The sequence below is a fragment of the Vibrio sp. 2033 genome, assembly GCF_033339735.1.
Genome location: NZ_JAWOVC010000434.1, coordinates 1 through 655, shown reverse-complemented (window position 1 = coordinate 655; position 655 = coordinate 1). Strand labels below are relative to the sequence as shown.

The 655-nt window shown below is 49.8% G+C and carries 1 pseudogene; it reads left to right on the top strand.

The annotated features are described in order from the left end of the window. Positions 1-655, top strand: a pseudogene (locus R7P74_RS27030) (FimV/HubP family polar landmark protein); the annotation flags it as partial.

The window sequence follows — 655 nt, the reverse complement described above, 5'->3', positions numbered from 1 at the left end:
TGTTCCTTCATTAGAGCAAGTTCGCAGTGCGACGACTGAGCAAGCTGTTGCCATTATGAAGGCGCATGAGTTACGACTAAAACAACCCAAGCCAGAAAAGCCAGCTCCAGTTAAACAGATAGAGGTTAAACCTAAACCTGTTGCAGAGCCTACCGCGCCAAAACCGCCAGTTGTTACTCCACCAAAACCTGAACCAGTTAAACCTGTTGAAACGACAGCAAACGTGCCACCAGTTTCGACGTCACCGCAAGGTGAAAAGCAGGTTAGTGAGCTAAAAGACAAGCTGCAGGGCTCGCAAAGTGAGCTTGAATCACTAGAAGAGAAAAACCATCGTCTGCGCCTCATGCTGTCTCAAGTTCAGAGCGAAGTTGAAACACTCAAAAGCGAGCTTAACGACGAAGAGCGCATTCGTTCGGAAGTGGAAAAGCTGTTGGCAGAAGAGCGCCAACGTGTTGCTGAGCAGCAACGCATGCAACCAAGTACGATGGATAAGATTCTATCCAATGGTTGGCTAGTCGGACTCGCTGCCCTGATTCCAGGTGCTCTGCTTGCATTGTTGGTTGTCATGCTACTTGGTCGTCGTTCGAAAGCGAAAGAAGAGGAAGCCGCGCAGCAGCAGACACAAGATATCGACCCGCTTGCGGCACCAATAGGT